This is a genomic window from Arthrobacter sp. 10T44 (assembly GCF_056393885.1).
In genome coordinates this window covers 105,616-131,470 of record NZ_JBFTGT010000005.1, presented here as the reverse complement: position 1 = coordinate 131,470, position 25,855 = coordinate 105,616, and the positions used below count along the sequence as shown (strand labels likewise).

27 protein-coding genes are annotated in these 25,855 nt (G+C 68.5%); 14 read left to right on the top strand and 13 right to left on the bottom strand.

Annotated elements, in window-relative coordinates; genetic code table 11:
• Nucleotide 1: 1 nt before the first annotated feature.
• Nucleotides 2–592 (top strand): rhomboid family intramembrane serine protease, encoded by a 591-nt coding sequence (locus AC1DBL_RS10935; protein WP_441418488.1) that lies wholly within the window; start codon nt 2–4, stop codon nt 590–592.
• 78 nt (nt 593–670) lie between these two features.
• Here the strand turns inward: AC1DBL_RS10935 and greA are convergent, their stop codons facing one another.
• Both greA and AC1DBL_RS10925 read right to left on the bottom strand, forming a co-directional pair.
• A complete protein-coding gene (gene greA, locus AC1DBL_RS10930; RefSeq protein ID WP_138769984.1) occupies nt 671–1,165 on the bottom strand; it encodes a transcription elongation factor GreA in 495 nt (164 codons plus the stop codon).
• A 224-nt stretch (nt 1,166–1,389) separates the two neighbouring features.
• On the bottom strand, nt 1,390–1,848 hold the full coding sequence (locus AC1DBL_RS10925; RefSeq protein ID WP_476893258.1) for a DUF4307 domain-containing protein: 459 nt from the start codon (nt 1,846–1,848) through the stop codon (nt 1,390–1,392).
• Nucleotides 1,849–1,944: 96 nt separating this feature from the next.
• Between AC1DBL_RS10925 and mca the strand changes: the two genes are divergently transcribed.
• The 4 genes from mca to AC1DBL_RS10905 all read left to right on the top strand — a co-directional run bounded on the left by mca (nt 1,945) and on the right by AC1DBL_RS10905 (nt 6,123).
• The gene (gene mca, locus AC1DBL_RS10920) at nt 1,945–2,850 is read left to right on the top strand and encodes a mycothiol conjugate amidase Mca (RefSeq protein ID WP_441418486.1); all 906 of its coding nucleotides are present in this window, start codon (nt 1,945–1,947) and stop codon (nt 2,848–2,850) included.
• 81 nt (nt 2,851–2,931) lie between these two features.
• Entirely contained in the window at nt 2,932–3,276 is a 345-nt protein-coding gene (locus AC1DBL_RS10915; RefSeq protein ID WP_476926099.1) for a hypothetical protein, read from the top strand.
• Nucleotides 3,254–5,449, top strand: coding sequence for a thioredoxin domain-containing protein (locus AC1DBL_RS10910; RefSeq protein WP_476926098.1), 2,196 nt, complete (start codon nt 3,254–3,256; stop codon nt 5,447–5,449). The genes AC1DBL_RS10915 and AC1DBL_RS10910 overlap by 23 nt, the downstream gene beginning before the upstream one ends.
• A complete protein-coding gene (locus AC1DBL_RS10905) occupies nt 5,446–6,123 on the top strand; it encodes an HAD family hydrolase (RefSeq protein ID WP_476893255.1) in 678 nt (225 codons plus the stop codon). Before AC1DBL_RS10910 ends, AC1DBL_RS10905 begins: the two co-directional genes overlap by 4 nt.
• Nucleotides 6,124–6,262: 139 nt before the next feature.
• Here the strand turns inward: AC1DBL_RS10905 and trhA are convergent, their stop codons facing one another.
• Entirely contained in the window at nt 6,263–6,904 is a 642-nt protein-coding gene (gene trhA / locus AC1DBL_RS10900; protein ID WP_441418569.1) for a PAQR family membrane homeostasis protein TrhA, read from the bottom strand.
• 256 nt (nt 6,905–7,160) lie between these two features.
• Here trhA and AC1DBL_RS10895 point away from each other — a divergent pair, with 256 nt between their 5' ends.
• Together AC1DBL_RS10895 and AC1DBL_RS10890 are read left to right on the top strand one after the other, a co-directional pair.
• Nucleotides 7,161–7,922 (top strand): isoprenyl transferase, encoded by a 762-nt coding sequence (locus tag AC1DBL_RS10895; protein WP_346959534.1) that lies wholly within the window; start codon nt 7,161–7,163, stop codon nt 7,920–7,922.
• A gap of 235 nt (nt 7,923–8,157) precedes the next feature.
• Entirely contained in the window at nt 8,158–9,600 is a 1,443-nt protein-coding gene (locus AC1DBL_RS10890) for a PhoH family protein (protein ID WP_476893254.1), read from the top strand.
• 192 nt (nt 9,601–9,792) lie between these two features.
• Here AC1DBL_RS10890 and AC1DBL_RS10885 read toward each other — a convergent pair whose 3' ends face one another.
• Nucleotides 9,793–10,440: a GNAT family N-acetyltransferase gene (locus tag AC1DBL_RS10885; protein WP_476926097.1), complete on the bottom strand. Its 648-nt coding sequence runs from the start codon at nt 10,438–10,440 to the stop codon at nt 9,793–9,795.
• A gap of 96 nt (nt 10,441–10,536) precedes the next feature.
• Between AC1DBL_RS10885 and AC1DBL_RS10880 the strand changes: the two genes are divergently transcribed.
• The 3 genes from AC1DBL_RS10880 (at nt 10,537) to AC1DBL_RS10870 (ending at nt 12,383) form a co-directional block, all read left to right on the top strand.
• Nucleotides 10,537–11,109, top strand: a complete 573-nt coding sequence (locus AC1DBL_RS10880; protein WP_476926096.1) for a prepilin peptidase — start codon at nt 10,537–10,539, stop codon at nt 11,107–11,109.
• Between the two features lie 9 nt (nt 11,110–11,118).
• Nucleotides 11,119–11,589 (top strand): NUDIX hydrolase, encoded by a 471-nt coding sequence (locus AC1DBL_RS10875; protein ID WP_441418479.1) that lies wholly within the window; start codon nt 11,119–11,121, stop codon nt 11,587–11,589.
• Between the two features lie 125 nt (nt 11,590–11,714).
• Complete coding sequence (locus tag AC1DBL_RS10870) at nt 11,715–12,383, top strand: VWA domain-containing protein (RefSeq protein ID WP_441418478.1); 669 nt, start codon at nt 11,715–11,717, stop codon at nt 12,381–12,383.
• 115 nt (nt 12,384–12,498) lie between these two features.
• Here AC1DBL_RS10870 and AC1DBL_RS10865 read toward each other — a convergent pair whose 3' ends face one another.
• From AC1DBL_RS10865 to AC1DBL_RS10855, 3 genes are all read right to left on the bottom strand, one after another.
• Nucleotides 12,499–13,935, bottom strand: a complete 1,437-nt coding sequence (locus tag AC1DBL_RS10865; protein ID WP_441418477.1) for a class II fumarate hydratase — start codon at nt 13,933–13,935, stop codon at nt 12,499–12,501.
• Between the two features lie 64 nt (nt 13,936–13,999).
• The gene (locus AC1DBL_RS10860; protein ID WP_441418476.1) at nt 14,000–14,614 is read right to left on the bottom strand and encodes a carbonic anhydrase; all 615 of its coding nucleotides are present in this window, start codon (nt 14,612–14,614) and stop codon (nt 14,000–14,002) included.
• A gap of 9 nt (nt 14,615–14,623) precedes the next feature.
• Nucleotides 14,624–15,304 (bottom strand): DUF4245 domain-containing protein, encoded by a 681-nt coding sequence (locus AC1DBL_RS10855; protein ID WP_441418568.1) that lies wholly within the window; start codon nt 15,302–15,304, stop codon nt 14,624–14,626.
• A gap of 221 nt (nt 15,305–15,525) precedes the next feature.
• On the opposite strand from AC1DBL_RS10855, the gene glpX reads away from it, so the two are divergent.
• Entirely contained in the window at nt 15,526–16,548 is a 1,023-nt protein-coding gene (glpX, locus tag AC1DBL_RS10850; RefSeq protein WP_175322845.1) for a class II fructose-bisphosphatase, read from the top strand.
• 115 nt (nt 16,549–16,663) lie between these two features.
• Nucleotides 16,664–17,638 carry a UDP-glucose 4-epimerase GalE gene (gene galE / locus AC1DBL_RS10845; RefSeq protein ID WP_441418475.1) on the top strand — a complete coding sequence of 325 codons (975 nt, stop codon included), beginning with the start codon at nt 16,664–16,666 and terminating at the stop codon, nt 17,636–17,638.
• Nucleotides 17,639–17,640: 2 nt separating this feature from the next.
• On the opposite strand, the gene AC1DBL_RS10840 is transcribed toward galE, so the two are convergent.
• The 5 genes from AC1DBL_RS10840 to AC1DBL_RS10820 all read right to left on the bottom strand — a co-directional run bounded on the left by AC1DBL_RS10840 (nt 17,641) and on the right by AC1DBL_RS10820 (nt 23,374).
• Complete coding sequence (locus AC1DBL_RS10840; protein ID WP_441418474.1) at nt 17,641–18,600, bottom strand: lipid II:glycine glycyltransferase FemX; 960 nt, start codon at nt 18,598–18,600, stop codon at nt 17,641–17,643.
• 3 nt (nt 18,601–18,603) lie between these two features.
• A complete protein-coding gene (gene manA / locus AC1DBL_RS10835) occupies nt 18,604–19,869 on the bottom strand; it encodes a mannose-6-phosphate isomerase, class I (protein WP_441418473.1) in 1,266 nt (421 codons plus the stop codon).
• 69 nt (nt 19,870–19,938) lie between these two features.
• Complete coding sequence (locus AC1DBL_RS10830) at nt 19,939–21,570, bottom strand: LCP family protein (protein ID WP_476917585.1); 1,632 nt, start codon at nt 21,568–21,570, stop codon at nt 19,939–19,941.
• 11 nt (nt 21,571–21,581) lie between these two features.
• The gene (purE, locus tag AC1DBL_RS10825; protein WP_476893291.1) at nt 21,582–22,106 is read right to left on the bottom strand and encodes a 5-(carboxyamino)imidazole ribonucleotide mutase; all 525 of its coding nucleotides are present in this window, start codon (nt 22,104–22,106) and stop codon (nt 21,582–21,584) included.
• Between the two features lie 74 nt (nt 22,107–22,180).
• Nucleotides 22,181–23,374, bottom strand: a complete 1,194-nt coding sequence (locus AC1DBL_RS10820) for a 5-(carboxyamino)imidazole ribonucleotide synthase (RefSeq protein WP_476917584.1) — start codon at nt 23,372–23,374, stop codon at nt 22,181–22,183.
• A 216-nt stretch (nt 23,375–23,590) separates the two neighbouring features.
• On the opposite strand from AC1DBL_RS10820, the gene AC1DBL_RS10815 reads away from it, so the two are divergent.
• Nucleotides 23,591–24,163 carry a GtrA family protein gene (locus tag AC1DBL_RS10815; RefSeq protein WP_476909348.1) on the top strand — a complete coding sequence of 191 codons (573 nt, stop codon included), beginning with the start codon at nt 23,591–23,593 and terminating at the stop codon, nt 24,161–24,163.
• Nucleotides 24,164–24,195: 32 nt separating this feature from the next.
• Here the strand turns inward: AC1DBL_RS10815 and AC1DBL_RS10810 are convergent, their stop codons facing one another.
• Nucleotides 24,196–24,924 (bottom strand): TIGR03089 family protein, encoded by a 729-nt coding sequence (locus tag AC1DBL_RS10810; protein ID WP_476917583.1) that lies wholly within the window; start codon nt 24,922–24,924, stop codon nt 24,196–24,198.
• A 372-nt stretch (nt 24,925–25,296) separates the two neighbouring features.
• On the opposite strand from AC1DBL_RS10810, the gene AC1DBL_RS10805 reads away from it, so the two are divergent.
• On the top strand, nt 25,297–25,842 hold the full coding sequence (locus tag AC1DBL_RS10805; protein WP_175322802.1) for a WhiB family transcriptional regulator: 546 nt from the start codon (nt 25,297–25,299) through the stop codon (nt 25,840–25,842).
• The last annotated feature ends 13 nt before the right edge of the window (nt 25,843–25,855 follow it).

Sequence of the window (25,855 nt, the reverse complement as noted above, 5' to 3'; positions counted from 1 at the left end):
CGTGCTAGAAGCGTCCAAGGCCGAGCGGCGGGATACCCCCGCTGCCCGGGCCCGGCTGGGCCTGCTGGTGGTGGGCTCCTTCGTGCTGTTGCTCTACGCGATCGAGATCGTCAACTCCCTGACGATGCATTCGCTGAACGCCACCTTCGGACTGCGCCCGCGCTCCGCCGACGGGCTGCTGGACATCCTGACCTTCCCGCTGCTGCACGCCAACCTGGCCCACCTGCTCTCCAACACCCTGCCGCTGATCATTTTCGGGTTCCTGGTGTTCCTGTCCGGCGTGCGGGTCTTCGCCACGGCGCTGGCCTCCAGCTGGCTCGGCTCGGGAGCGGCGGTGTGGCTGATCGGCGGGTTCAACATCACGGTGGGAGCGTCCGGGCTGGTCTTCGGGCTCTTCGCGTTCCTGCTGGTACGGGGCTTCTTCAACCGCCACTGGGGCCAGATCCTGCTCTCGCTGGTGCTCTTTTTGGCCTACGGCGGCATCCTCTTCGGCATGCTGCCCATCGTGGCGGGCTACGTCTCCTGGCAGGCGCACCTGGGCGGGGCCGCCGGCGGCGTCGTCGCGGCCCTGCTGCTGAGCCGGCGCCGGTAGTTAGAGCCGATGCGGTAGTTAAACGGCGACGCCGGCCTTCCCGTTGCAGGGGAGGGCCGGCGTCGAGCACTGGTGCCGTTAGCCGACGTACGGCTTGGCGGAGATGATCTCCACCGTGATGTCCTTGCCGTTCGGGGCGGTGTAGCTGAGCTTGTCGCCTTCCTTGTGGCCGACGATGGCGGAACCCAGCGGGGACTTCTCGCTGAAGACGTCCAGCTCGGAGTCGCCGGCGATCTCGCGGGAGCCCAGCAGGAAGGTCTCTTCGTCCCCGGCGATCTTCGCCACGACGATCATGCCGGCCTCGACAATGCCGTCGTCGGCAGCGGCCTCGCCCACGTGTGCATCGCGGAGCAGCACGGTCAGCTGGCGGATGCGGGCCTCGATCTTGCCCTGCTCTTCCTTGGCCGCGTGGTAGCCGCCGTTCTCCTTGAGGTCGCCTTCCTGGCGGGCGGCTTCGATCTTCTGAACGATGTCTGCACGCCCGGCGCCGGAGAGGTGGTCCAGCTCTGCCTTCAGGCGGTCAAAAGCTTCCTGGGTAAGCCAAGCTGCAGTTGCGCTGTTGGTGGTCGACACGGACTTCTCCTTTTGATGGTCAAACAAGCTGGTCAAACAAGCAAAGACCCCGCCACGGTGGCCACTTATGGATCTCAGTAACCAGCTCAGCGGGGCAGGGGTATTGATCCATTGTAGTCAATGCTGTGGATAAACCCAAGAACCGCTGCGGCGCAGATCACACTGTGTTACGCCTTGAGCCCTGCCCGGGCCCGGGTTCCGGGCCCGATTCCTTCGGGATGCGGCTACTTCGAGGCGTCCGGAATCCAGCAGTTGTCCACGACGGCGGACACGGCCTGCGATTCGGTGCGGATGGTCACCCGGTGCACGGTGGTGCGGCCGCCGTCGGCGCCGGCATCGACGGCGTTGGGACCGACGTCGACGACCTTCCAGCCGACGACGGCGAATTTGGCATCCAGGGCCTTGACGGCGCACTTGGCGGCCGTGGCCGGATTCTTGGTGACCTGGAAATCCGCCTCCGCCACGGTGGCGTCGGGCGTGCTGTAGCCGATGTCCTTGAAGCTGACGGATTCGGTGGAGGCCGACGTCGAAACCCAGGCCATGAAGCCGATTCCGGCCGCGAGGGCAGCGATCAGGATGTTGCGCTTGGTCCTGCCGCCCAGTGTGCGCTTTTGGCCGCCGTAGCGATTGGCTAGGCTGGTAGGTGCCGGCGCGGGCGCGGCAGGCTGCTCCTCGGAAGTCACCAGTCCAGTTTAGTGTGGATCGGGCAGGGGAATTTCCGCACCGCCGTTCCGCCCGCGCAGCACCGACCCCGCAGAAGAAAGAGGAGCCGTCCAACGATGACAGCGTCCCCCAGCCCGTCAGCCAAGCTTCGGCTGCTCGCCGTCCACGCGCACCCCGACGACGAGTCCAGCAAGGGCGCCGCGACGATGGCCATGTACGCCGCCTCCGGCGTCGAAGTCATGGTGGCCACCTGCACCGACGGCTCCCGCGGCGACATCCAGAACCCGGCGATGGAGAGTGCGCCGCACCCCAAACGGGACATGGCGGGCGCCCGCCGGCTGGAGATGGACAACGCGGCCAAGGTCCTCGGAATCCGCCAGCGCTGGCTGGGCTTCGTCGACTCCGGCCTGCCCGAAGGCGACCCGCTGCCTCCGCTTCCGGTCGGCTCGTTCGCCACCCTGCCGCTGGAGCGGGCCGCCGCCCCGCTGGTCCGGCTGGTCCGCCACTTCAAGCCGCAGGTCATCCTTAGCTACGACGAGAACGGCGGCTATCCGCACCCGGACCACATCATGGCGCACCGGGTCGCCGTCGAGGCCTTCGAAGCCGCCGGCGACCCGGCACGCTACCCCGGAACCGGCGAAGCCTGGGCACCCAGCAAGCTCTACTACGACCGTGCGTTCAGTCCCGAACGCTTCCGCGCCCTGCACTACGCCCTCGAGGAAGCCGGCCTGCAGTCGCCGTATGCCGAGCGGCTCGCGGCCTGGCTTGAGGCGGACGCGGAAGGGCACACCCCGCCCGCGCCCACGCACCCCACCACCACCCAGATCGAGTGCGGGGACTTCTTCGAGGCCCGCGACGACGCCCTGCGCTCGCACCGCACCCAGATCGATCCGGAGGGCTTCTTCTTCGCGGTGACGCCGGCAATGCAGCGGCAGACCTGGCCGTGGGAGGACTACTCGCTGATCCAGTCCCGGGTCCCCACCGACGTGCCCGAGACGGACTTCTTTGCCGGGCTAAGATAGTTCCAGCAGGGACTTCTATGCCGCGTAGAAGAGTGGTACCGGAAGACCCGCAAAAGACGTTCCCCACAGAAGGTTCCCACCGTGCATTCCTTGTTCATCGCCCTGGCGGCTTCCCCGGCACCGACACCGACGCCGTCGCTGCGCCCGGGACTCGACCAGGACCAGGTCACCCCGGGCCTGCTGGGTTTCCTGCTGACCGCGTTCATCGTGGTGCTAACGGCGCTGCTGATTGTGGACATGGTGCGCCGGATCCGTCGGGTCCGTTACCGGGCGCAGGTGGAGGAAGAGCGGGCCGCCGCCGAGGAAGCCGGACAGGTCCAGGCCGGGCAGCCCGGGGGCGGCAGCCTGGGGGGCCACCCGCAAACCGGCGACGGCGCGGACATCCGGCCGGAAGCCAACGGTGATGCAGGGTCCGGGAACCGCTGACCGCGGCGCCTCCGATGCCTCACCCTGGGCGGCCAACGCCCTGGGCGGGGAACCCTCCGCCTATCTCCGCCAGCACGCCGGCAACCCCGTGCACTGGCAACCCTTCGGCGACGAAGCGTTCGCGTTCGCCGCGGCCCGGGACGTTCCGGTGTTCCTGTCGATCGGCTACGCCGCCTGCCACTGGTGCCATGTCATGGCCGGCGAGTCCTTCGAAGACCAGGACACCGCCGACTTCCTGAACGCCAACTTCGTCCCCGTGAAGGTGGACCGGGAGGAACGCCCCGACGTCGACGCCGTCTACATGGCCGCCACGCAGGCCATCAGCGGCGAGGGCGGCTGGCCGATGTCAGTCTTCCTGCTGCCTGACGGCCGGGCCTTCCACGCCGGCACCTACTACCCGCCGCGGCCGATGCCCGGCAGGCCCTCCTTCCGCCAGGTGCTGGAAGCCGTCCGCGAGGCCTGGCTGGAACGCCGCGACGCCGTCGAGCAGAACGCCGCCACGCTGGCGCGCGGCATCGCCGCCGCGCAGTCCGCGTCCGCCGTCCGCTTGGACGCGCCCGCGGCCGTCCTCGACCCGGCCCTGATTTCCGCGGCGGTGCGCGCGCTGGCCCGCTCCGAAGATGCCGCGGGAGGCTTCGGCGCCGCGCCCAAATTCCCGCCGTCGGCCGTCCTGGAGTTCCTGATCCGGCACGCAGCCACGGCCTCCGACACTGCGGAGGCGGCCCGGGACGTGGCGGGCCGCACGCTCGCCGCCATGGCGCGTTCGGCACTGTTCGACCAGCTCGACGGCGGCTTTGCCCGCTACTCCGTGACGCGCGACTGGTCCGTGCCGCACTTCGAGAAGATGCTCTACGACAACGCCCAGTTACTTCGCGTCTACGTCCACTGGGCCCGTCTCGGCGGCACGGACGGGTACCCGGCCGCGGAGGCCGCCGCCGTCGCGGGCAGCACCGCGGACTGGATGCTCGACTCGCTGGGCCTGGCCGGTGCGGCGGCGCAAGCTAGCCAAGGCGGCGCCGAAGGCCCGGCGGCGCTTGCGTCGTCCCTCGATGCGGACACCGTGGTGGACGGGGTGCACTCCGAGGGCGCCAGCTATCTGTGGACCCCCGGAGAACTGGCGGAGCTGCTGGGGCCCGCGGACGGCGCCGCCGTGGCCCGGCTGATGCATGTCTCCGATGCCGGCACCGTGTCCGAAGCCGGGTCGCCGCTGCATCCCGGCCACGCGCTGGACGGCCCGGAAGGCGCGTTGTGGCAGCGGGTCCGGCCCGTGCTGCGGCTGGCCCGCGCGGCGCGGCCGCAGCCTGCCCGGGATGACAAGGTGGTGGCCGGCTGGAACGGGCTGGCCCTCGCGGCGTTGGCCGAGGCCAGTGCCGTGCTGGACCGCCCCGAATTGCTTGGCGCGGCCGAGCGGATCGCCGGCTACCTGGAACGGGTGCACTGGACCCCGGGTCAGGGCGGGGAGCCCGGCCGGCTGCTCCGGGTGTCCCACGACGGGTCTGCCCGCGGGATCGGCGGCCTGCTGGAGGACTACGCCTTTTGCGTGGAGGGCCTGTTCGCGCTTTACGCCGTCTCCGGGCGGACGCGATGGTATGCCCTGGCCGAGGCCATCCTGGCGTCCGCCTGCACCCGGTTCGCGGCCGGTGGGGCGCTGCGAGACGCCGCCGGGGAATCAGCACAGGTCCTCAACGCCCAGGGGGGCCGGGCCGGAATGGATCCCTTCGACAACGCCACCCCCAGCGGTGCGGCCGCATTTGCCGGGGTCCTGCTGTCCTCTGCCGCGCTGTCCGGATCCTCGGAGCGCCGCGCCATGGCCGGAAACATCCTGTCCCTGCTGCCGCCGCTAGCCACCAACGCACCCCGGGTGGCCGGGTGGCTGCTGGCCACGGCGCGGGCCGCGCTGGCGGGCCCGGTGGAAGCCGCCGTCGTCGGGGCCGACACGCCGGAGCGGACGGCGCTGCACCGCGCGCTGCTGCTCTCGCCCAGCCCGGGACTGGTGATTGCGCTCCAGGACCCGGCAGGGGACGCCGGGGGCGGCCAGGTCCCCCTGCTCCGCGGCCGCACTGCGGGGCCGGGCGGGTCGCCGCAGGTCTACCTGTGCCGCGGCATGGTCTGCGACCTTCCGGCGGGTTCGGTCGCCGCGCTCCGTGCCCGGCTGGCTACCATGGCGGAATGACATTTGCCCCGGGGGACCAGGCTCCCTTTGACCTGGTGGTCTTTGACTGCGACGGCGTCCTGGTGGACTCGGAGGTGATCTCGGTCCAGGTGGACCAGCGGGTCCTGGCCGACCTTGGCTGGGAGCTGGAGATCGAGGAAATCGTGCGGCGCTTCGTCGGCCGGAGCGAGGCCAACTTCATCGCCACCGTCGAACGGGAACTGGGCATCGAACTGGCCGAAGGCTGGGACAGGACCTACCAGACGTGGTACCACGATGCCTTCGAACGCGAGCTCACCACCGTCGACGGCGTGGAGGAGGCCCTGGACCGGCTCCGGCTTCCGCACTGTGTTGCCTCCAGCGGCAGCCACGCGAAGATGCGGCGGACACTGGGCCGGACCGGGCTGCTAGACCGTTTTGCCGGCCGGATCTTCAGTGCCACGGAGGTGGCCAACGGCAAGCCGGCCCCGGATCTTTTCCTGCATGCGGCCGGGGTGCTCCGGACCGCGCCGGAGCGCTGCGCCGTCGTCGAAGACAGTGCCTACGGGGTGCAGGCGGCGCGGGCCGCGGGGATGCACGCGTTCGCCTATGCGGGCGGAGTGACCCCCGCGGAATGGCTCGCCGGCCCCGGCACCACGGTCTTCCACGACATGCGCCAGCTCCCGGAGTTGATTGCCGCGGGCCGGCCGGGCTGAGGGTGGCGCCGGCGCTGGATTTCCCCAACTTTGGAGTGGGCGCCCGGTGTGTCGGGCCGGAACCCCGGCGGTTCCCGGCGTCTGGAATTCAAAGGTGGGGAGAACCCAGTCGGCCCGGCGGCCCGGCCGGGCTCAGCGGTCAGCCCAGGACGGCGATCGCGATCGCGATGTAGTGCGCGGCGAAGGCAAAGACCGTGAAGGCATGGAATAGCTCGTGGAAGCCGAAGTGCTCGTAGCTGAAATTCGGCTTCTTCAGCGCGTAGAACACGGCGCCGGCAATGTAGAGGGCTCCGCCCACGCAGATCAGCACGGCGGCGGGGGCGCTGGCGGCGAAGAAATCGGGCAGGTAGAACAAGGCCCCGCAACCCAGGGCGATGTAGATCGGCACGTAGAGCCAGCGCGGGGCGTGGGTCCAGAACAAGCGGAAGAGCACCCCGAGCACCGCGCCGGACCAAATCACCCACAGCAGCAGCACGGCCTTGGGTCGGTCCAGGAGCGCCCAAGCCAGCGGTGTGTAGCTGCCGGCGATCACCAGCATGATGTTCGTGTGGTCCAGCCGCTTCAGCACGATCTTGACCCCGGGGGACCAGTTCCCGCGGTGGTAGACAGCGCTGACGCCGAAGAGCAGCACCCCTGTGAAGGCATAGACCGCCGAGGCGGTCTTCAGCTCGGCGGTCGGGGCCAGAAGTACCAGCACCAGGCCTGCAGCAAAGGCCAGTGGCGCCGTGACGGTGTGGATCCAGCCGCGCCATTTCGGCTTGATCATCAGGAGCTCGGCGATCCTGACGGCGGCGTCGTCCACCGGGCTGCTTTCCCGGCCCTTGGGGCTGTTTTCGCTGTGCGCGGACCGCTCGGATCCGGGCTCCGGACTGGTGCTCTCCATGCCGCAATAATAACCTACGGTCCGGTAAGTTACCCGCGGGTAACAAGGTCCGCGGAGGAAAATCGCGACCGCGGTGTGCGTGGTACCTGCCCTCCGGCGGGTAGCCTAGGAATGCACTGACGTCAGACCTCAAGGAAGCCAGGTGAATCTCCGGATGGAACTGCCCGGGTTCCTGTATGGCTTCTACGAGCGCAGCCTCCAACGGTCCCTTGACCCGGAGCGCGTCCCCAAGCACATCGGCGTCATGGTCGACGGCAACAGGCGCTGGGCCCGGCAGTTCAATGCCCCCACCAGCCAGGGCCACCAGGCCGGCGCGGACAAGATCCACGAATTCCTCGGCTGGTGCCAGGAGCTGGGGATCAAAGTCGTCACGCTCTACATGCTCTCCACGGACAACATGAACCGCTCCGGCGAAGAGCTGGACCTGCTGATGGGCATCATCGCCAACACCCTGGACCGCCTCGACGAAGACGCCGACATCTCGGTGCACGCCATGGGCGCCCCGGAACTGCTGCCGGACTACCTCGCCGAGCGGCTCAACAAGCTCACGGCCCGCACCCCCGTGCACGAAAAGATCCACGTCAATGTCGCCGTCGGCTACGGCGGCCGCCGGGAGATCGTCGACGCCGTCCGCGAACTGCTGCACGACGCCGTCGCCCGCGGCGCCGACATCGGCAAGCTGGCCGACGAACTCAGCGTCGACGACATCTCGCGTTTCCTCTACACCCGCGGCCAGCCCGACCCCGACCTCGTGATCCGCACCTCCGGGGAGCAGCGGCTGTCCGGCTTCCTGATGTGGCAAAGCGCCTACAGCGAGTTCTACTTCTGCGAGGCCCTGTGGCCGGCGTTCCGCAAGGTGGACTTCCTCCGCGCGCTGCGCGACTACGCCGGCCGGCAGCGCCGCTTCGGTTCCTGACACGGTTCATCCGGGCTTCACCTGATGTATTCAAGAATCGCCGAAAAATGGATCGGCAATGCGCGGGCCGTGGACGTACGTTAATCCCATCAGCGGGCAAACCGCCGGCTGATCGGGGAGGCCAGTACATGGAGCGGAAGTTCGCACCGGATGTATGGGAGGCCGCGTCCGGCCTCGAGGCCGAGCCGCCTCACCAATAACAATTCCGGGCCAGCGGCCCGGGGCTGGAGTCGATGTGGCTATTTCTGCAGAACTGCCCGGCGTCATTTCCGACCAGGGCAAGAAAGCTACCTCTCGCGCCAAGCGAGCCACTTCCAAGACCGGCGCAGCGCATTCCGACGCTGCCGCCGGTCTTGCTGTTTCCGGGGAAGGAACAGCAAGCCGGGAGGCCGCCCGAAGCTACGTGATCGACACCTCCGTGCTGCTTTCGGACCCGCGGGCGCTGCTGCGCTTCGCCGAGCATGAGGTGATCCTGCCGATCGTTGTCATCACCGAGCTTGAAGGCAAGCGGCACGACCCGGAACTGGGCTACTTCGCCCGCAAGGCGCTGCGCCTGCTCGACGACCTCCGGGTGGAGCACGGCGGCCTGGACCGCGCGATCCCGCTGGGCAACGACGGCGGCACCCTGATGGTCGAGATGAACCACATCTCTGCCGAGGTGCTCCCGGCCGGATTCCGCGGCGGCGACAACGACAGCCGGATCCTCGCCGTCGCCAAGAGCCTCGCCAACGAGGGCCGCGACGTGACCGTGGTGTCCAAGGACCTGCCGATGCGGGTCAAGGCCTCCGCCATGGGGCTGCTCGCCGACGAATACCGCAACGAGCTCGTCAAGGACTCCGGCTGGACCGGCATCGCCGAGATCGACGCCGCCGAGGACGAGCTGGCCACGCTCTACGGCCACGAACCGGTCTTCATCCCGGCCGCGGCCGAACTTCCAGTGAACACCGGCCTGGTGCTTCTCTCCAACCGCGGCTCCGCCCTGGGCCGGGTCGGAGCCGACAAGCAGGTCCGCCTGGTCAAGGGGGACCGGGACGTCTTTGGCCTGCACGGACGCTCGGCCGAGCAGCGGCTCGCGATCGACCTGCTGATGGACCCGTCCGTGGGCATCGTGTCCCTCGGCGGGCGGGCCGGCACCGGCAAGTCCGCGCTGGCCCTGTGCGCCGGCCTGGAAGCCGTCCTGGAACGGCGGGAGCACCGCAAGGTAATCGTGTTCCGGCCGCTCTACGCCGTCGGCGGCCAGGAACTCGGCTACCTGCCCGGCTCCGAGTCCGAGAAGATGAACCCCTGGGCGCAGGCCGTCTTCGACACCCTGGGCGCGTTGGTCAGCGAGGAAGTGGTGGAGGAGGTCATGGACCGCGGCATGCTCGAAGTCATGCCGCTCACGCACATCCGCGGGCGTTCACTCCACGACGCGTTCGTGATCGTGGACGAGGCGCAATCCCTCGAGAAGAACGTCCTGCTCACCGTGATGAGCCGGATCGGCCAGAACTCCAAAATCGTGCTGACCCACGACGTCGCCCAGCGCGACAACCTCCGGGTGGGACGGCACGACGGCGTGGCAGCCGTCGTCGAAACCCTCAAGGGCCACCCGCTCTTCGGCCACATCACCCTCACCCGTTCCGAGCGCTCGCCGATCGCTGCGTTGGTGACGGACATGCTCGAGGGGGCGGAGATCTAGGCCGGCTTTCTTGGGGCCGTGGTTGGGTTGGCCCGCCACGGCCCTTTCGCCGTCGCTTAGACACGTCCCATCGGCCCCGACGGTCGCGGGCGACCTCTGGGGGCCGATGTGCCGCGATGCGCGACTAAGCGAAAGGCCCGCGGCGCGGCTGGCGAGCTTCCCATCTGCGTGGGGCTGCAAATTCGCCTCGGGTTATCCGATGCCCAGGAACTTCGCGGTGGGGTCGTGGCCTTGGACTTCCAGGGTCCAGTCGGGGCGTTTGAAGGTATCGGGGGTGAGGCGGACCCGTTGGGAGTCCTGGAGTTCGCCGCCCCAGTTGGCGCGGGTGATGCCGTTGAGCTCGTAGCCGAGGGAGCGGGAGACGCCGAGCGACCGCTGGTTCCAGGCCGCCGCCTCGGATTCGGCGACTTCGGCGCCGAGCCAGTCAAAGGCGTAGAGGGCGACGGCGGCCCGCATTTCCTTGCCCAGTCCGCGGCCCTGGACGCTTTGTCGGAGCCAGGAGCCGGTGCTGACCGTCTTCAGGGTGGCGAAGTCCTTGGCTTCGACGTCCTGGCAGCCGACGAACTCGCCGTCGTGCCAGACGCCCAGCAGCAGGGTCCATTCCTGCGGGGACATATTCCCGCGGCAGCGCCAGTACCACTGCGCCATGTTCGGGCCGAGCTCCCGGGCCGGCATTTCCGCCCAAGGCCGGCTGAACGGGCTGCGGCCTGGTTCGTGGACGCCGCTCAGGGCTGCCTGCACCGCGGCCGGGATGTCCTCGTCGCGGATGGGCCGGAGCGTGAGGCGGGGCGTGGCCAGCGAGAGGGCGAACGGGGGCCAGTAGGAGTCGGGCGCGGTCATCCCGGAAGCCTAACGGCGGGGCGCGGTGGCCGCCAGTCACACGCCGACCCTGGCGGGGAGCGGCACGGACACGGCAAAATCCAGTAGCATCCGAGGGTGATCCATCGACTCGGCGAACTTGGGGGAGCCGCCCCGCTGGCCTTCTGGCTGGCGCTGCTGGCGTGCGCGTACTTCGCCGTCATGGCTGCCCGGCTGACGGTCATCGACGTGCGGCACCACTTGCTGCCCAACCGGATCATCTTTCCCTCCTACGCGGTCGCGGGCGTGCTCCTGGTCGGCGCTGCCGCGGCGCAGGCGGTGGCGGGGGTCCCGACCGCAGCGTCAGCGTCAGCGTCAGCGCAGGACGGCGGGGCCGGGCTGTTCGGCGTGCCGGGGCTCCGGGTCGTGGCCGGCGGGGCCGTCCTCTGGCTGTTCTACTTCATCCTGCGGGCCGTCTATCCGCCGGGGATGGGCTTTGGCGACGTCAAGCTCGCCGGCGTACTGGGCATGTACCTCGGGTTCCTCGGCTGGGGGCAGGTCTTTGCCGGAACGTTTGCGGCGTTCCTGTTCGGCGGACTCTGGAGTATGGCGTTGCTCGTTTCGCGGCGCGGAACGCTGAAGTCGGACATTCCGTTCGGCCCCTTCATGCTGGCCGGGACTGCGGCCGCGATGCTGTTGCCCGGAGGTTAGGCTGGCGGGATGGCCACCCCTGAATTCATCCTGAAACTGCGTGAGAAGATCGGCCAGGAACCCCTCTGGATTCCCGGCGCCTGCGCCGTGGTCTTCGACGACGCCGGCCGGGTCCTGCTCGGCCAGCGCGCCGACAACGGCCGGTGGGGCCTGATCACCGGGATCCTGGAACCGGGCGAGGAGCCCGCGCCGGGCCTGCTGCGCGAAGTCCTGGAGGAAACCGGCGTGGTGGCCGTTGCCGAAAGGCTGGTCTCGGTGGACGCCGTTGGTCCCACCACCTACCCGAATGGCGACGTCTGCCACTTCCTGACGCTCGTGTTCCGCTGCCGTTATGTCTCCGGGGAGGCGCGCGTCAACGACGACGAATCCCTCGCCGTGGGCTGGTTCCGGCCCGAAGAATTCCCCGAGCTGATGCCCGGGCATCTGGAATCGATCGAACAAGCCCGGGATCCGGACGGCGCGGCGCACTTCCGGAGCTGACGTAGGCCGGTCCGCCCGGCCGGACCGCGGACATGATTGTCACAGCCCGGCCATAGCCTGCTTCCATCCAGCTCTCCCAGCTGGCGACAGTGGCCCGGGCACGCCCGGGCCGGAAACGGGGAAGCATGACAGATTCAGCACTGACGCACGTTTATGTCCTCCTGGACCGCTCCGGTTCCATGAGCTCCATCGCCGATGACACCGTGGGAGGCTTCGCGGCTTTCGTCCGCGAGCAGCAGGCGGTGGCGGGCCGATGCAAGCTTTCGCTAGCGCAGTTCGACGACGTCTACGAGCGGGTCTACGCCGCGGTGGACATCCGGGACGTTCCGCCGCTGGTGCTCCAGCCGCGCGGCACTACGGCCCTGCACGACGCCATGGTCCGGCTGATCGGGGAGGCCGGCGCTGAGCTGGCGGCGCTGCCCGAACCGGAGCGCCCGGGCACCGTGCTCGTGGCGGTGCTCACCGACGGCCACGAAAATGCCTCACGCGAGGCCAGCGGTGCCATGGTCAAGGCCCTGGTCGAACGTCAGCAGCACCAGTGGGGCTGGCAGTTCACCTACCTTGGGGCCAACCAGGACGCCGTCCTGACGGCGCACGGGCTGGGCATCCGGGCCGAGGATGCCCTGACGTACGCGGCCGGCAACGTGGACGCCGCCTTCTCCGGCCAGTCCGCCAAGACCCGGCGGCTCCGGGAAGCCCGCATGGCGGGTGCCAGCCTGGACGAAGCCGCTGCCTACTCTGCCTACACCGCGGAGGAACGCCGCGCCGCGGGAGGAGAGGTGCCGCTGGAGTAGCACCGCCCGCCTTTCGGATGAGCGCCGTGCCGGCTAAACGCACGACGGCGGCCGGCGCCTTCCGCTGGGAAGGTGCCGGCCGCCGTCGGACGCTACGGGCCGCGGAGCCTGGCGACTAGGCCTTGTGCGGCGGACGCGTCATGGACATGACGTCCAGGGCGGTGTCGAGCTGCTCTTCGGTCAGCTCGCCGCGCTCCAGGAAGCCCATGGCCACGACGGTCTCGCGGATGGTCAGGCCCTCGGCGACTGCCTTCTTGGCGATCTTGGCGGCGTTCTCGTAGCCGATGAACTTGTTCAGCGGCGTGACGATGGACGGCGAGGCTTCGGCGAGGAAGCGGGCGCGCTCCACGTTGGCGGTGATGCCATCGATCATCTTGTCCGCCATGACGCGGCTGGTGTTGGCCAGCAGGCGCACGGATTCGAGCAGGTTGGCGGCCATCACGGGGATGCCGACGTTCAGTTCGAAGGCGCCGTTGGTGCCGGACCAGGCGATGGCGGTGTCATTGCCGATGACCTGGGCGCAGACCATGATGGAGGCCTCGCAGATGACCGGGTTGACCTTGCCGGGCATGATCGAGGAGCCGGGCTGCAGGTCCGGGATTGCGATTTCGCCGAGGCCGGTGTTGGGGCCGGAGCCCATCCAGCGGAGGTCGTTGTTGATCTTCATGAAGGAGATCGCGATGTTGCGCAGCTGGCTGGACGCTTCGATCAGGCCGTCGCGGTTTGCCTGGGCCTCGAAGTGGTCGCGGGCCTCGGTCAGCGGCAGTCCGGTGTCGGCGGCGAGGAGTTCGATGACGCGCTCCGGGAAGCCTGCCGGGGTGTTGATGCCGGTGCCGACGGCGGTGCCGCCCAGCGGGACCTCGGCGACGCGGGGGAGGGAGGCGTTGATGCGTTCGATGCCGTAGCGGACCTGCGCGGCGTAGCCGCCGAACTCCTGGCCGAGGGTGACGGGGGTAGCGTCCATGAGGTGCGTGCGGCCGGACTTCACCACGTCCTTGAACTCGATGGCCTTGCGGTCCAGCGAGTCGGCGAGGTAGCCCAGCGCCGGGATCAGGTCGTTGATCAGCGCCGAGGTGGCAGCCACGTGGACCGAGGTCGGGAAGACATCGTTGGAGGACTGCGAGGCGTTGACGTGGTCGTTCGGGTGAACCACCTTGTCGCTGCCGGCTGCCTTGAGCGCGCGGGACGCGAGCTCGGCGATGACCTCGTTGGTGTTCATGTTCGAGGAGGTTCCGGAACCGGTCTGGAAGACGTCGATCGGGAAGTCGCCGTCGTACTTGCCGGCGGCAACCTCATCGGCGGCGTCCGCAATCGCCTGGGCAAGCTCGCCGTCGAGCACTCCCAGCTCTGCGTTCGCCTGGGCTGCAGCCTTCTTGACACGGGCGAGGGCCTCGATGTGGGCGCGCTCCAAGGTCTTGCCGGAGATCGGGAAGTTCTCGACCGCGCGCTGCGTCTGTGCCCGGTACAGGGCGTTCACGGGAACGCGGACTTCGCCCATCGTGTCGTGTTCAATGCGGAATTCTTCAGTGTTCAAGTCTGCTGTGGAAGTCATGGGCCTAGCTTATTCCGCCCAAGCGTCGCACCGAAAACCATGAACCGGCACTGAAACGAGGCCCCTAGAGCTCACCGATCCCGGAGACGAGGTCTGCCCGGCCCTCGGCGAGGCTGTACGCAAGCCCGATCACGGCGGCACGGCCGCTTCCGACGGCGTCGGAAATCACCCGGGAACTGTCCACCAGGCGCTGCGAGGTCTGCTTGACGTTCTCCACCACCATGTCGTTGACCTCGTGCTGGTCGTTGCGCAGCGAGGTCAACACCGACGGCGTGATCCGTTCGACCAGGCTCCGCATGAAACCAACCGGCATCTGGCCGGTCTCCACGGCGTCCTTGGTGGCGATGACGGCACCGCAGCTGTCGTGGCCAAGGACCACGATCAGCGGCACACCGAGCACGCTGATGCTGTATTCGAGCGAGCCGAGCACGGCGTCGTCGATCACCTGGCCCGCGGTCCGGACGACGAACGCGTCGCCGAGGCCCAGGTCGAAGATGATTTCGGCGGCCAGGCGCGAGTCGGCGCAGCCGAAGATGACGGCGAACGGATGCTGGTTCTCCACCAGGGAGGACCGCCGCGAGGCGTCCTGGTTCGGGTGCGAGGATTCGCCGGCGACGAAACGGTCATTGCCTTCGCGCAGGCGGCGCCAGGCGAGGGCGGGAGTCAGATAAGTAGCCACGGCCCTACCTTACGACGCCGGGGTGGCTGAGGGGGAAACCGTGGCTGCCGGGTTACCTTCCAGCGACTTAACGACCGCCGCGGCGAGCACCGAGAATTCTTCCAGCTGCGCGGGCCCGGTCAGGATCACTGTGGTCCCGCGGTAATCGAGCACCATGGATTTCTCCCCCTTGCCGGTGTCGCGCAGCTGCCAGTCGCGGCCGCCGGCGGTCCGCGTCCCGGTCACCGGCGCGTTTTTCGTCTGCTGAAGCAGCCAGGTCGGGTTGGCCTGCCGGGTCTGAACCAGCCCGATGAAGGACTCCTTGGGCGTCAGGTAGCCGACCTCCCAGGTGGCCACGCCACTGCCGGAACCGGACTCCCAGCGGGCGTAGTTCGAGCGGAATGTGTCGCCGGTTTCCGGGGTTACCGGTGTGAATCCCGCCACACCCTCGGCGTTTTGCGCGATGGCGCTGACGTTGATGTCCGGACGGTACCCATCGCTCTTAGGCGAAGGGTTCATCAAGACCACCGGCAGGAACGCGCCAATGCTCAGGGCCAGCGCGATGATCATACCGATCACCGAGGCGTTGGCCCGCTTTGCCGCTGCGGCGCGGATGACGGGCTTGACGGGCTGTTCGCCGGCGGCGCTTTCGCCGTCCGGCGTTGCACCAACGGAGGGCGATCCGGGGGCCTCGGGCGACGTGTCCTGCAATTCATTCACCCCTCTATAGTCGCCCATTCCGGACCGATCTCACATTCGGCGGGAGGGCGCCTGCCGAATCCGGGCAGGTTCACGGTTTGGTCATTCCATGACCGATGGAGGCCGCCGCGACTATGATCAGTACCAGACGAATCACCGCGGTGGCCGGAGACCGGATGCCGCGGGTTCAATGATCGCCACTCGAAGAAGAGGTTCACGTGTCACCAGCGTCCATGACCCAGAAGTACTCCACGCTTTCCCCGTCGCTCGCCGTCGGCATCGACGAGCCTGACCGCAACCTTGCCTTGGAGCTGGTCCGCGTCACGGAGGCCGCGGCCATCGCCGGCGGCCACTGGGTCGGTTTTGGCGACAAGAACAAGGCCGACGGCGCCGCCGTCGACGCCATGCGCTCCTTCCTGCAGACCGTCCACTTCAACGGCGTCGTGGTCATCGGTGAGGGCGAAAAAGACGAAGCCCCGATGCTGTTCAACGGCGAGCGTGTCGGCGACGGCACCGGCCCCGAGTGCGACGTCGCCGTCGACCCGATCGACGGAACCCGGCTGACCGCCCTCGGCATCAACAACGCCCTGGCCGTCCTGGCCGTGGCCGAGCGCGGCTCCATGTTCGACCCCTCCGCCGTGTTCTACATGGAGAAACTCGTCACCGGTCCGGAAGCCGCCGACATGGTGGACCTGCGCCTGCCGGTGAAGCAGAACCTGCACTTGATCGCCAAGGCCAAGGGCGTCAAGGTCAACCAGCTCAACGTGATGATCCTGGACCGGGACCGGCACCGCCCGCTGGTCGAGGAAATCCGCGAGGCCGGCGCCCGCACGAAGTTCATCATGGACGGCGACGTCGCCGGCGCCATCGCCGCGGCCCGTGCCGGTACCGGCGTCGACGCCCTGATGGGCATCGGCGGAACGCCGGAAGGGATCGTCGCCGCCTGCGCCATCAAGTCCCTGGGCGGCGTCATCCAGGGCCGGCTCTGGCCCACCAGCGACGAAGAGAAGCAAAAGGCCATCGACGCCGGACATGACCTGGACCGGGTGCTCTCCACCAACGACCTGGTCTCGAGCGACAACTGCTACTTCGCGGCTACCGGAATCACCGACGGCGACCTGCTCAAGGGTGTCCGCTACTCCAAGGACAAGGTCCTCACCCAGTCCATCGTGATGCGCTCCAAGTCGGGCACCATCCGCTTCGTGGACGGCGAGCACCAGGCCAGCAAGTGGGAAGGCTACGCCCGCAAGAGCTAGCACCAGCGGCACTCAAGAGATCCCGGGACGCGCCCTGCGTCCCGGGATCTCTTATTTGTGCGGCAGCCCGACGTCGGCTTGCCGGGCTTTCGCCGGCATTGGATAGGGTGGAGCCATGACTTGGCTTGTTACTGGCGGCGCAGGATATATCGGTTCCCATGTGGTCGCGGCTTTGCGCGCGGCGTCGATGCCATCGGTGGTGGTGGATTCACTGTCCAGCGGGCACCGGGAATTCGTCCCGGACGACGTGCCCTTTGTGCACGGGAACATCCTCGATGCCGAGCTGATGGCCCGCACCATGCTCGACCACGGCGTGACAGGGGTGATCCACCTCGCCGGCTTCAAGTACGCCGGTGTCTCCGTGCAGGAGCCGCTGCTCACATATGAGCAAAACGTCACCGGAACGGCGGAACTGCTCAAGGCGATGGAGCTCGCCGGAGTCGACAAACTGGTGTTCTCTTCCTCCGCAGCCACGTACGGCACCCCGTCCGGGGACATCGTCACCGAGGACACGCCCACCCGGCCGGAATCCCCGTACGGCGAGAGCAAGCTCATCGGCGAGTGGCTCATCCGGGACCAGGGACGGGCCCGGGGACTGCAGCACACCTCGCTGCGTTACTTCAACGTCGTCGGCTCCGGATCGCCCGAGCTTTACGACACGAGCCCGCACAACCTTTTCCCGATCGTGCTGCGGGCACTGACGTCGGGGAAGACCCCGAAGATCTACGGCACCGACTACAACACCGAGGACGGCACCTGCGTGCGCGACTACGTCCACGTCGCCGACCTCGCGTCGTCCCACGTGGCCGCGGCCCAGGCCCTCGCTGCGGGCCGGACACTGGAGCGTGTCTACAACCTCGGATCCGGCGACGGCCTGTCGGTCCGGCAGATCATGACGGCCATGGCTCAAGTGACCGGCATCGACTTCGAGCCGGAGATCGGGCCGCGCCGGCCCGGGGATCCCGACCGGATCGTCGCCGACGGGACCCTGGCCGGCCGAGACCTTGACTGGAAGATGCGCCACTCTGTCGAGGAGATGGTCGCCAGCGCCTACGAGGCGCAGAAACGCGCGGTTTCGGCCGGAAGCTAGCGCTACTTACCGAGCCTGGCGCGCAGGCCCTTGAGGAGCTGGGCGGCCTTGCGGGCGAGCTGGTACGCGCCGTAGCGGACCTTCTTCACCGGCAGGTCCCAGGTTCCGGGGTACGAAATTTCACGGCCGCCAAAGGATTTCTTGAACGCCGTGAATCCGGCCCACTTATGGTCGGGCTGGTCCGCGGGGGCCACGCCCCAGAGGTCCACGTGCGCCAGGCCCTTGTCCTTGGCATCGGCCATCAGCGTGACCAGCAGCGGGATACCCGCGCTGAGCTTCCGGTGCGTGTCATCCAGGGCGGCGTGCGCATAGGTGCGGGTGTCCGCGGAGTCGTAGGCCAGGGCCGCAGCGATCGGCTTGCCCTCGAGTTCGGCGATGAAGAGCGTGGCGGCGCCGGCCGGCATCAGCGAACGTGCAACCTGGGTCAGGTACTCGTCACTTTGCGGCTTGAAGCCGTTGCGTGCCGCGGTCAGGTGCAGGAACTCCAGCAGCACGGAAATTTCCGCGGGATCCTGGCTGGACCGGAAGGTCACACCCTTCTTATGGACGTTGCGGTACAGGTTGCGGTTGACCGGCTTCATGTCCGCCAGGACGCCCTTGAAGTCGCGGTCCAGGTCCACGATCCAGCTCAGTTCGGGCTGCAGGTTCGCCGGCGCGGGCCGCAGGCCGCGGCTGCGCAGCACGGTGCCGGCGTCGGCGGCCGCGAACCCGGCGCTGACCGGTTCCAGCCGGATGCACACCGCCCCGCACCGTTGCGCCAGCGCCGTCAGGGACTCCAGCGCGGCGTCGAAGGCGGCTAGGGACTCCGCCAGCGGCCCGTACGGCACGTACAGCACCTTCCCGGCAGGGTTGCGTTCCTCGACGGCGAGGAAACGCCAGCCCTCCCCGGCCTGCTCGTGCACGGTGCGGCCCAGGGCGCGCTGGACGTCGGCCCAGTGCGGGCCCTGCAGGAAGTAATCCACGGTTCAGGCCTTCATTCCGGTAGAGACGGCAAAGGCCACGGCGGGCCCGGTGGCACCCGCGACGGAGTGCACGTTGACCGGCGCCTCGGCGGCCGGGAGGAATGCCGAAGCGCCCCGCTCCAGCTGCAGATCGCCCTTGGGGGAGTCCAGCAGGATTGCGCCGGACACCACGATGATGACCGCGGCGCCGGCCTGCGCCAGCGGCACGGGTTCCGCGCCGGGGCGCAGTTCCACCCGCTGCAGCGCGAATTCCTGGAACGGCGGCCGATAGATCTCCTGGCCGAGCATCGTCGTCTCCGCGCTGAGCGCCGGCACGCCGACGGCCTCGAAGGCGATCGTCTTCAGCAGTTCCGGCACGTCCACGAATTTCGGTGTCAGCCCGCCGCGCAGCACGTTGTCCGAGGACGCCATCACCTCGATGCCGAGCCCGTGCAGGTACGCGTGCACATTGCCGGCGGGCAGGTACACGGCCTCGCCGGGGGCGAGGGAAATCCGGTTCAGCAGCAGCGAGATCAGCACGCCGGGATCCCCGGGGTAGTCCTGGTTGAGGTTCACCACCGTGGTCAGCTCCGCCCCGTGCGATGCCATGGGCGCGCCGGAGACCAGCGCGGCGACGACGGCGGCCGTCGCGGCGGCGACGTCCTCGCCGCCGGCGATCAGCCGCTCGAAGGCTGCCCTAAGGGCCGCCGGTTCGTCGGACCGGGCCAGGTCTTCAAGCAGCCGGGGGAGCAGGGCCGGGACGTCCAGGCCCGCGACCTCAAGGCACTGCACCAGGTGCAGGAACACGGCCCGCGACTCTGCCGCCGGCCGGAACCCGCAGAGGGCCTCGAACGGCGTCAGGGCGAAAATCATCTCCGGCTTGTGGTTGTCGTCCTTGTAGTTCCGCTCCGTGGCGGCCCGGTCGACGCCGGCAGCCTCCTCGCGGGCGAACCCGGCCCGCGCCTGCTCCAGCGTCGGATGCACCTGCAGGGACAGCGGGCGTTCGGCGGCAAGAACCTTGAGCAGGAACGGCAGCCGGGGACCGAAGCGGGCCACGCTGTCGCCGCCCAGATGGTGCTCCGGGTCGCTGGCGATCAGCTCGTCCAGGGCCAGCCGGCCGCCGTCGCCGTCGGCGGCTGCTGCGGTGACTGCCAGCGACGGGGAGTCCGGGTGGGCGCCGATCCAGAGCTCGGCCTCCGGGCCGCCGGAGGCCGGCCGGCCGAGCAGACCGGCGATCGCGGTGGTCGACCCCCAGGCGTAGGGCCGGAGGACGTTCTCAAGTTCGTACACGGAATACCTATCTGCTCATGGCGAGCTGGTGGCTGGAACCTGCTGGAGGGACGGAACAACCGTCCGGACCTAGAGTGGCGCGCACTGGCCGTTGGTGGCCACCAGGTTGCGGATGGACTGCTCATCGCCGTTGCGTTTGAAGTCGTTGAGCATTTTCTCCGTGATCGGCTCGCCCTCCGGCGTGGTGGTCACGGGGGTGAAGTCCGACGACGACGGCGACGGCGAAGGCTCGGTGGCTGAGAGTGCTCCGGCCGCGGAGAGCGGTCCGGGCACCAGGGCCGGCTGGCGGATGGAGTCGTCGGCTGCCCCGGCCGCGGGAGCGGGGCCGAGCAACTTGTCCACCGCCTGGTGGATCTTGTTGAAGTCCGGCACCGTGGAGAAGGAGGCGTCGAAGTCCGGCGGCCCGATCGTCAGCCGGCTTACGGGCTGGCCCTTGGACTTCATCGCGAGGTCCACGAAGCTGCCGAGCTGGCTGGCGGAAATGTTGGAGTCGACCACCTTGGTGCCGGCCTTGACGATCCCCTCGAATTTCGCGAGCAGCGTCGCGGGATCCATCTGCTTGAGCATCGCCTGCTGGACGCACTGCTGGCGGGCGATCCGGGCGTAATCGTCGACGAATTCTCGGGAGCGGCCGTACCAGAGGGCGTGATAGCCGTCGAGCTTGTTGTCGCCGGCCGGGATCCAGCCCAGCGGCATGCCGTGGATTCCGTTGGCTTCGTCGATGGTGGGGCCGCTGATCGGGACCCACCCGCCGGCCTTGATCCGGATGCCGCCCATGGCGTCGATGAGTTTGGCGAAGCCGTCCATGTCCACCAGCACATAGGCCTGGACCTTGATGCCGAGGGTACCGGAAACCGCCTCGAGGGTGGCTTGGGCGCCCGGGTCCTGCACGCCGGGGTAAAGATCCTTGTACTTGTTGGTGACCTCGGTGTTGATGGCGTTGATGAGGCACTCATTGCCGCAGTCGTAGCCGTCCGGGTAGATCTTCCGCATCGGGGAGCCCTCGCTGAACTGCGCGTTCTGGAGGTTGCGGGGGATGGAGATGATCGCCGCCTTGCCGGTCTTGGCGTCCACGCTGATCACGGACAGGCTGTCCGGGCGGCGGCCGGTGCGGTCCGCCCCGGCGTCGCCGCCCATCATCAGGAAGTTGTAGCGGCCTTCGGACGGCTCCATGGCCGGGCCGTTGGCGAAGATCGTGCCGATCGCGTCCCGGCCGACGTTCAGCAGGTACGCCGCGTAGCCCAGGCTGCCGCTGCTGAGCAGCATGGCCAGCACCAAGGTGGCGACGACGGCGGTGCGCGTCCCGGTCTCAAGCAGCACCGGGCGGACCAGGCGCAGCGTATTCAGGAACAGGGCCGCCCAGCCGAGGGCGAGCAGCGCAAGCACGATGACCAGCACCAGCGAGGTGGCGGGATTGGCGATGAAGTTGATCAGCGTCGGGCGGGACACCACCAGCAGGACCAGGGCCGCGATGACCAGGACCCATGCGGTCAGGGTGACGCGGAGCGCGAACCGCCCCAGCCGGCGGTTGCCCGCGACGGTCTGGGCGCTGCCGGGGACCAGCAGCGTCATCAGGATCAGCAGGAAGGCGCGCTTGGCCAGGACCGGCGACGCCGCTCCGGAGGGGTAGCGGACCGGGTCCGTCAGGGCGCTCCGTGGCGGCTGCGACTTTTCCTGCGCAGCGGCGAAACCTTTGCTCATGTGCTGGACCCCTACCGGCCGCCCCGCGTGACGCTGTTTTCGTCCGAGAAGACTTCGGCCACCTTGCTGCGCAGGTTCGCACCCTTCCGGGTGGCGGCGTCGTTGAGTTCCTGGGCAAACTGCACCAGTTCGGACCGCAGCTGGTCCGCGAGGGCGTCCGTGCCCGAGGCCAGCATCCGGACCGCGAGCAACCCGGCGTTGCGGGCGCCGGCGATCGAGACCGTGGCCACCGGCACACCGGCGGGCATCTGAACGATGGACAGCAGCGAGTCCATCCCGTCCAGGGTCTTCAGCGGCACGGGCACGCCAATCACGGGCAGGGGAGTCACGGAGGCGAGCATGCCGGGGAGGTGTGCTGCGCCGCCGGCGCCGGCGATGATCACGCGCAGGCCGCGTTCATGCGCGGTCTGCCCGTAGCGGATCATCTCGGTGGGCATGCGGTGGGCGGAGACGACGTCAGCTTCGAAGGGGATACCGAATTCGGCCAGCGCCTCGGCGGCGGCCTCCATCACGGGCCAGTCGGAGTCGGACCCCATCACGAGGCCCACAATCGGGGCGGCCCCGTTGCCGGAGTTCCGGGAAACGGAGTCTTGGGCTTCGGTGCTGGCGTTCACGCGTTCTCCTCGGGGTTCCCCGGGGCGGCGGCATGCGCCCGTCCGTCCCGGATAATGTTGGCGACGGTCGCGGCCCGCTGCCGGACGGAGTCGACGTCGGCGGCAGAGGCCCCGACCAGATTGACGTGCCCGATTTTGCGGCCAGGCCGCACGGCCTTGCCGTAGCAGTGGACTTTGGCGGCCGGCTCACTGGCGAGGGCCGCGGGGTAGGCGGAGAACAGGTTCTGGTTCGCGCCGCCGAGGAAATTCTTCATGACCACCACAGGTCCCAGCAGGTCGGTGGCTCCCAGCGGCAGGTTCAGGATGGCGCGCAGGTGCTGTTCGAACTGGCTTGTGACCGAGCCGTCCTGCGTCCAGTGGCCGGTGTTGTGCGGACGCATGGCGAGTTCATTGATCAGGAAGCCGGCGCCGACCCCGGGGGTTTCGAACATCTCCACGGCCATGACGCCGGTGACGCCGAGCTCGTTGGCGATCCGGACGGCGGCCTCCTCGGCCGCGGCGGCGACCTCCAGCGGGATGTCCAGGGCGGGGGCGATGACTTCGTCGCAGACGCCGTCGACCTGGACGGTGTGGACCACTGGCCAGGCCCGGGATTCGCCGTCGGGCGTCCGCGCAACCATGGCCGAGAGTTCACGGCTGAACTCCACCTTGGCCTCGGCCAGCAGCGGGCTCATCGCCTCGAACCAGTCGGCCGCGTCCGCGGCTTCGTCGGCGGAGGCGACGATCCGCACGCCCTTGCCGTCGTAGCCGCCCCGCGGCGTCTTGAGCACCACCGGCCAGCCGGCGTCGTCCCCGAAGGCAACCAGATCCTGCACGTCCGCCACGGCGGCCCAGCGCGGGTTGGGAAGCTCCAGCCGGTCGATCGCTGCGCGCATCACCAGCTTGTCCTGGGCGCTGACGAGGGCATCCGGGCCCGGGTGGACGTTGACGCCGGCCTCGATCAGGGCGCGCAGGTGCCCGGTGGGGACATGCTCATGGTCAAAGGTCAGCACGTCCAGGCCGCGGGAGAACTCCAGCAGGTGGTCAAGGTCCGTGTAGTCGCCGACCGGGGCCTTGGCCACGGCCGCGACGGCGGAAACGTCCTCAGCCTCGGCGAGGACACGGAGTTCGAAGCCGAGGGCGGTCGCGGCAGGGGCCATCATGCGGGCAAGCTGGCCGCCGCCAACCACACCGATTACAGGAAAAGTCACATCTCCCAGCCTACCGAACACCTGCGCGGAACCGGCCTTCGCACGCCCGGGCCTCCCAAACAGCCCTCTAAAAAGCGGCATTTTTGGCGCGGTTTGCCGGGCGCCGCCGCGGATTGGGGCCGGCCGGGGGGGCGAACACCCGGGAAACGGCGCTAAAATGGGCCGTTGGCCATGTGGCCGCCAGATTCCACCAGATTCAAACGGCCATGGAGGGTCATGATTAACACACTTGCAGATCGTGCGCGTGGGCTTGCCTCGCTCTTCTGGCGCGAAGTGGCCAAGTTCGGCGCCGTCGGCGGTGTCGCCTTCATCATCGACAACGGCCTGACGTACTACCTGATGCACGGCGCCATGTCCGACAGCGAGGCGAAGGCCCGCTTCGTCGGCGCAACCGTCGCCACGATCTTCTCCTGGATCGCGAACCGCTTCTGGACCTTCCGCCACCGGCGCCAGGAAAACGTACTGCGTGAATTCGCCATGTTCGTCCTCATCAACGGCATTGGCATCGGCATCTCCACCGGCCTCACCGCCCTCGCCAAGTACGGCATGGGCATCACGGACAAGAACATGCTTTTCTCCGCCGGCATCGTCGGCATCCTCGTCGCCACGGTGGTGCGGTTCTTCGCCTACCGCTTCCTGGTTTTCAACAAGGAACTCGACGACGAGCCGGAGTTCTCGCACGACCACGAAATCATCGAACGGCACCCGCACGGCCAGGACGCCGTCAGGGTTCCCGGGCAGGGCCTCCAGGACCCGGACGTTCCCGGAGCCGAACCCGACCACCGCTGATCCGGTCCCTCCGCTGACAAGGCCGGCCCGGGTCAGCTCCGGCTGACGCGCTCGTCACTGAGCAGCCGGTCGGTCACCGCAACGTCCGGGTGCACCAGCACCACGGAACCATCGCGCTGCCACGCCCCGAGGGACTGCGCCAGGACCGATTCGAGGCCCTCGGCGGCCCGGACCAGCAACCGCTCCCCGCCCTCCGCGGACTCCGCCGCCGGGCCCTTCGCCGGGGCGGCAAAACCCTGCAGCAGCTCGGCGTGGCTGTACGCCCCGCCCGCAGCACCCTGCACGGCCCGGCGGCCGGCTTCCGGGTCCACGTGCGGCATGAAGAAGTCGCCATGGGAGCGCACCTCGGCGGCGTAGTCCACGACGCCGGAAGGCAACTCGCCCAGCCAGCGCATCGCCAGCGCCGGCAGCGCGACCGCCACGACGGCGTCGAACGCACCTTCCGCGGCCGCCGGCCCCGGCTCCGCGGTGGCGAGCAGCTCGGCTTCCACGGCGTCGAGCACCACTTCCATGCCGAGCTGCCAGGCGGCCAGCGCGAGCACCACGGATTTCCAGTGCGCCGGCAGATCCAGTCTCAACCGCGTTCCCGGCTCAGCGTCCAGCTCGTCCTGCAAGAGATTGCTGGTCTTGGCCACCCAGTTGTCCAGCACCCGGCCGGAGAGTTCCACGCGTTCGGCGTCGGGCCCGTACCAAGTCAACCGGGGCGAGGTCGACTGGCCGGATCGCAGGGCTGTCATCAGTTCGATTGCCGGGATGCTCATGCCCTCATCTTGCCACGGCGGCGCGGGCGTGATATCGGTCACAGCCGGAACGGTGACCCGTCCCGGAGGGTGGCAGGGCGGTGGAGGGCGGCGCCGGAAAATCAGCGTGAACGCAGGAGAATCGCAGAAAAAGCACAAGAAAGTGGTCAGCAGGCTGTCAATTCCTTGCCAGCGGGCGGACGGAGCGCGAAAACTCCCGGGCGTGGCGTGCCCCGGCATTCTGACGGGAATTGATTATTATCTCCGCTGCGGCTTGACTCCCGGATACTTACACGCGTGTAATTAGGTATCGAAAGCCAATGCGCATCAGGCGGCACACAACCGAGTGTCCGAGGGTCAGGCAAAGGCTGCAAAATCAGAGAGGGAACGCCAATGGGGCTTGCAGAGCGTATCCATGAAGATGAAGTTGTCGCCGGCCAGGCGACGGCAAAATACCGTTCACGCGGGGTGCCGAGTGACTGGTACGTCGACCCGGCCGATCCGGACGCCGCGGAGCGGTACAACGAACACACCCAGGATTCGCTGCAGGACCAGGCCACGGCCTTCCTCGCAGCCCATGAAGCACTTCTGGCGGGGAATCCGGAGCAGGACAATGATCCGCTCGACCCGCCAATGGAACTGCAGACCCTGCACTCCGGAACCACCGCCCAGCCGGTGTGGATCGGGCTGCCGTCCCGGCAGGACTTCGATGACGAAGGCGAGCTCGGATGGCAGACAGACGCACTCTGCGCGCAGACCGACCCGGAGGCCTTCTTCCCTGAAAAGGGAGGCTCCACCCGCGACGCCAAGAAGGTGTGCGGTGCATGCAATGTACGCTCACAGTGCCTGGAGTACGCCTTGTCCAACGACGAGCGCTTCGGCATCTGGGGCGGCCTCTCCGAGCGGGAACGCCGCCGGCTTAGGAAGCGGGCAGTCTAATTCTTCAAGAAGT